A 4598-nucleotide genomic window follows, 5' to 3' on the forward strand; every position below is an offset into this window, starting at 1 on the left:
GGTGGACTCCTTGCTGTTCGCGGCGCACATTGCCGCTACGGGCTACGCCCTTCGCGCCAATGCGCGCCAGCATGAAAAACCAACCACTGTCAGATTTAGTCTAGTCCACCGCAGGTCATGTATCAGAGTAATGCGACGATATTCGGTGAGCGTGCGCGCAACTTGAGCCTGATCGAAACGTTCAGCGGCAACTTGCCAAGCGAGGGGCTCTTCCTTGCAATGCAGCCTATCATGTCGATGGAAGCGCCATACGGTACGCTAGACTTCGAGGTATTGCTACGTATGCGAGCGCCGGACGGTAGCATGATTCCACCCGCGCGCGTCATCGCGGCCACCGAAGCCAATGGCACTATCTCCGCGCTCGATCAGTGGGTGATCAAAACGACACTCGAGTGGATCGACTGCCATCGTGCGAAGCTGACACGCACACACTTCGTTTCGATCAATGTGAGTGGCTCGTCGTTAAACGACGAGCGCTTCGTCTTCGAGATAGGTGCACTTTTCCGTCGCTATCAGCACGTAGTACCAATGCTCTGCATGGAGATCACCGAAGGCGTCGCGCTGCATGATCTGGACAATACCCGGCGGCTCGTCGACAGTCTCCAGCATCTCGGCGCGCGCGTCGTACTCGATGACTTCGGTTCCGGCTACACTTCGTTTCCATATCTCCGTGATCTACCGGCAGATGCGCTGAAGATCGACGGCGGATTCGTGCGTGATATTCATCATCTGTCTGCCAACGCGGCCATCGTCGCAGCAGTCATCGGACTGGCGCGCAATCTCGGCATGCAGAGCATCGCGGAATGGGTGGAAGATGCGCCCACCCTTGAAGTGCTGCAGAACATGCGCGTCGACTTCGTGCAAGGTTTCGGCATCGCGCGCCCCCAATCGCCAGAAACGATCCTTGCCGCGACCTCGGCAGCGGATTTTATCGAGGATCCAGCGATACTGGCTTTGATCGGGGCGCGAGACATCGATCGGTCCGACTACGAAAGCCTTCCAGACAAACTGCACTAGCCATGCATCCTGAACCTCGGTTGTTTGTGAGGAAGATCCGAGGTTGGGCTTCTACGCCGGAACCGCCGAGAATTCCATCATTCCACATTGCGACCATCATTCGGCTTATTTATTGTATGCGGTCTTTTAACGACACCCCTCAGAGGTCGAGGCCGGCAGGTATTTTCCAAGACATGAGATCGGCGTAGTCGTCGGCGGTTGCATCGAGCAGCAATCTGGTGAACAGTCAGACCAGATAGCGACACGGCTCGACGCCGTTCGCCTTGCACGTCTCGATGAGGGAGTACAGGTTGGCACTGGCCTGCGCGCCGGCGACAGTATCGGAGAACAGCCAGCCCTTACGGCCGACGACGAACGGCCGGATCGCGTCTCGCATTGATTGTTCGAGATCGGCCCGCCTGCTGAAGCTGAGGCAAACTACTGTGGGCAACTCACGAACGTCGCTGACGTGTCCACATTAACTTAAACCAACCAGCCTCCACGATTCCCGGAGCAGTTCAACCCCAAGAGGGCGGTACACGCTGGAATTCAAGCTGGAGATAGTCCGCATGGTGACACCAATCCGGCCACGCCAGCCGCGCGATAGCGCCACACCAGACGCTCAACCTGCCGCACGCTCAAATCCAGTCGTTCGGCCGACCGACCGGGCCTGAGCCGACACTCGGCCACAGCTTCAATGACCTTCAGCCGATTCACTTCACGCATCGTCATGGTGATCGTCCCAGTCGCGTTCATCGCCGACGCTCCCAAGAAGGCGGACGATCAATCTACAGGCCATTGGGACCTACATCCCGCCAGTTGGCGATTGGCCGATCTCGTCCAATCGCCCTGCAACCCGGATGGACTGATCCGTCCATGCTCGCAGTCCTGAATGTCGCACCCACTCGATTTTTCGATATAAAACAATGCGTTATCAATCTGGCATGGTAGTTGCGAAGAGTGGATTCCCATATCAGGAGGTTCCATGAATCAACCATTTTTCGCTCGCGCCGAACAGCCCCCCGACAGCCCAAACGCGGATATTTACGGATAGGACAGCGTCTTCGCCACTTATTTCGATGGTGCCAACGTGGCTATCAAAGCGTCCTGGAGCACCGTCAACATCAATGCCAAATATATCGCTTAGTGCTTTCAGGGCAAATTCGAGCGTGTGTCGAAATGTTTGGGCGGCGGAAGTTGCAGAAATTTTAGGAATGCTTATGGTCTCACAGAACGATTTTTCAACGTTTTTGGGCAAATGCCTCTGGATCTCTGCCGGTGGCTGCTTTGGGTAAAGCATTAAGTTAACTGCATGACGGCCCGCAAGTTCCATGAAATTGCCCGGCGCTTGACCAATATATGTGACCGCAGGACAAATAGGGCTATATCGTGCAATCACGCCATTTTAAACAATATAGACATCGAAAGATGACCATATTTTTCTTCTGTTCAATGTGATAAGCAACCGGAAAAAAGCCGAGGCGATGTTCACCACAATGAGGACAGTCCATGATCAATATCGACAGATCTCAATCCCTGGACGAGTCGGACCCAGTTATTAGTGGAATTCCAACCTCCGCTCAAGAGCGGGCCGCTGAACTTATTTTTCAACGATATCGTTTAAGTGATCGGAAAGACGAGTTCGTTGTTGCCCTCATCGTGCGGCTTTTACTTGAGTCTAACAAGAATACCAAAGCATGAGCCTTCTCGTCATCGGCTCACTCGGCGCCCTCGCTCTCATCCTCCTTGTCTTTTGTGTGCGTCGCTTCCTCGAAGCACTGCGTGCAATCGACGATGACGAGCATCACTTGCACTGATCAACGCAATACCACAACAGAGGACCACCATGACTACCCGTAAATACGAATTCGTTGAAGACGACACCATTACCACGATCGACGGCCGCACGTTGAAGCGTATTCGTGCACTCGTTGCAATTGGAGCACTTGTCGCACCCGGCAATCTCGGCGGCTATATCGAATCCGATTCCAATCTTGCTCATGGTGGCAACGCGTGGGTGTACGGCGACGCGCAGGTGTCCGGCAACGCGTGGGTGTTCGGCGACGCGCAGGTGTCCGGTAATGCGTGGGTGTTCGGCGACGCGCGGGTGTCCGGCAACGCGCAGGTGTCCGGCAACGCGTGGGTGTTCGGCGACGCGTGGGTGTTCGGCGACGCGCGGGTGTCCGGCGACGCGCTGGTGTTCGGCGACGCGCTGGTATTCGGCGACGCGGAAGCTATCAAGGCTGACCTATTCGACGTTCTCAATCAATCCAAGGCCGAAGTTCCTGGCGTAATCACAGCGCTCAAAGAAGGTCGAGTCGATGGAACCGTCTATAGCGGCGAATGCGCTTGCCTCGTCGGCACAATCGCAAAGCTGCGTGGAATCGATGTTTTCTCGGATCAACTCGGATTCAAGCCAAACTCGGCTCGACCGGCCGAGCAATTCTTCCTCTCGATTCGCAAGGGCGACACGCCAGAAACCAATCCGGCATCGAAGCAAGCGTTGGAATGGTGTGAGGAGTTTCTCGCAGCGAATGCGGTGGCGTAACGCTATGGGAGCCTGATATGCGCGCTGCAAACGATAACGCATTGCTTGCCTGCTGTGGTCGCGTTCACGGGCATATTGCTCGCGCCTGCGGGATGGCCTTCGTCCACGGCGTCGCGGTTGGCTGTATCTGGTTTCTATGTGTCGCCTATCGTGCGGGGATATTCACGTGGCCTCGATAAAGATCTGGCTCGGCGCGGCCGTGGCTGTCGCACTGTTCTTCGCTTTGACCGCAATCGAGCAGCGCAATGCGGAGCAGATAAAAGCCTGCGCAATCGGTCGACGTGCGTGACCCCGAAAATCCTCACCTTTCATGCGCGATTTAATCTAAATTAACCCATGGGGGAAGTATGGCACCTCTCGAAACATTGATATTTTATTCATCAATAGCAGATCGGAAACTTCCGGCAAATGCGATCGAACGCGATTTGAATGTATTGGAGCGACAAACCGCTCGCACACATCTACCAGAAATCGTGAGAATTCTGACGGAGCCGAGAAATGGACGTAAGACTCCCGAGGAAATCGCCGCCGAAAAGACTGAGCGCGAAGCGATTTACACCGAAATTCAGCGGCGTATTAACCATGCGCAATCGGTGCTAGAAGGCAGTCAACAGCAGGCGGCCGAATGGAAAGCAAGGGCATTTAAGGCGATGCAGCTTTCTGGGTGGGAACCCGCGTCGTTGAACGACCTGCGCACGGCAGTCGATAACCTTTGCGCTTATTGAGCCTTCACTCATTTCATCGGTGTCGCGCGCAATTGTGGCCCTCGGATAGCGCGGCGCTTTTTTTGGTAGGCGGCTTGTACAGCGCCCGCTTTTTTCGAGAAAAGCATGAAACAACAACTGATTTCTATTGTGATCCTTTCAGTGGTCCAATGCACAGCGTATGCGCAAAGCGCCTGCCCTTCCGGTACCAGTAACTGTTCGTCGCAAAACATGGGCGACACGACCAGTCAAGCGAACAACAACCAGAATCACGCCGACCAGACCGGCAACACCTCGAACTCCAATGCATCGGGCGTGGACATTACCGGTCGCAATGATCTGCAACAATC

The 4598-nt window shown here is 55.1% G+C and carries 6 protein-coding genes and 2 pseudogenes; 5 read left to right on the top strand and 3 right to left on the bottom strand.

Translation table 11 applies throughout. From position 1 onward, the window contains the following. The first annotated feature begins 162 nt into the window (after positions 1–162). The gene (locus WS68_RS08545) at positions 163–1017 is read left to right on the top strand and encodes an EAL domain-containing protein (RefSeq protein WP_197419558.1); all 855 of its coding nucleotides are present in this window, start codon (positions 163–165) and stop codon (positions 1015–1017) included. Positions 1018–1249: 232 nt separating this feature from the next. On the opposite strand, the pseudogene WS68_RS27385 reads toward WS68_RS08545, so the two are convergent. From WS68_RS27385 to WS68_RS27390, 3 genes and pseudogenes are all read right to left on the bottom strand, one after another. Then, positions 1250–1384 (bottom strand): annotated as a pseudogene (locus WS68_RS27385) (transposase domain-containing protein); the annotation flags it as partial. A gap of 185 nt (positions 1385–1569) precedes the next feature. Beyond that, a pseudogene (locus WS68_RS25875) lies at positions 1570–1752 on the bottom strand (helix-turn-helix domain-containing protein); the annotation flags it as partial. 217 nt (positions 1753–1969) lie between these two features. Then, entirely contained in the window at positions 1970–2329 is a 360-nt protein-coding gene (locus WS68_RS27390) for a hypothetical protein (protein ID WP_156429404.1), read from the bottom strand. Positions 2330–2505: 176 nt separating this feature from the next. Here WS68_RS27390 and WS68_RS27395 point away from each other — a divergent pair, with 176 nt between their 5' ends. The 4 genes from WS68_RS27395 to WS68_RS27405 all read left to right on the top strand — a co-directional run. Beyond that, positions 2506–2697: a hypothetical protein gene (locus WS68_RS27395; RefSeq protein ID WP_156429405.1), complete on the top strand. Its 192-nt coding sequence runs from the start codon at positions 2506–2508 to the stop codon at positions 2695–2697. Positions 2698–2842: 145 nt separating this feature from the next. Continuing rightward, the gene (locus WS68_RS28295) at positions 2843–3544 is read left to right on the top strand and encodes a hypothetical protein (RefSeq protein WP_059570385.1); all 702 of its coding nucleotides are present in this window, start codon (positions 2843–2845) and stop codon (positions 3542–3544) included. 347 nt (positions 3545–3891) lie between these two features. Further along, on the top strand, positions 3892–4269 hold the full coding sequence (locus WS68_RS27400; protein ID WP_156429406.1) for a hypothetical protein: 378 nt from the start codon (positions 3892–3894) through the stop codon (positions 4267–4269). Between the two features lie 105 nt (positions 4270–4374). Continuing rightward, positions 4375–4598 (top strand): hypothetical protein (locus WS68_RS27405; RefSeq protein WP_156429407.1); only part of this gene is annotated, 224 nt, incomplete at its 3' end.

The sequence above is a fragment of the Burkholderia sp. TSV86 genome, assembly GCF_001522865.1.
GTDB lineage: Bacteria > Pseudomonadota > Gammaproteobacteria > Burkholderiales > Burkholderiaceae > Burkholderia.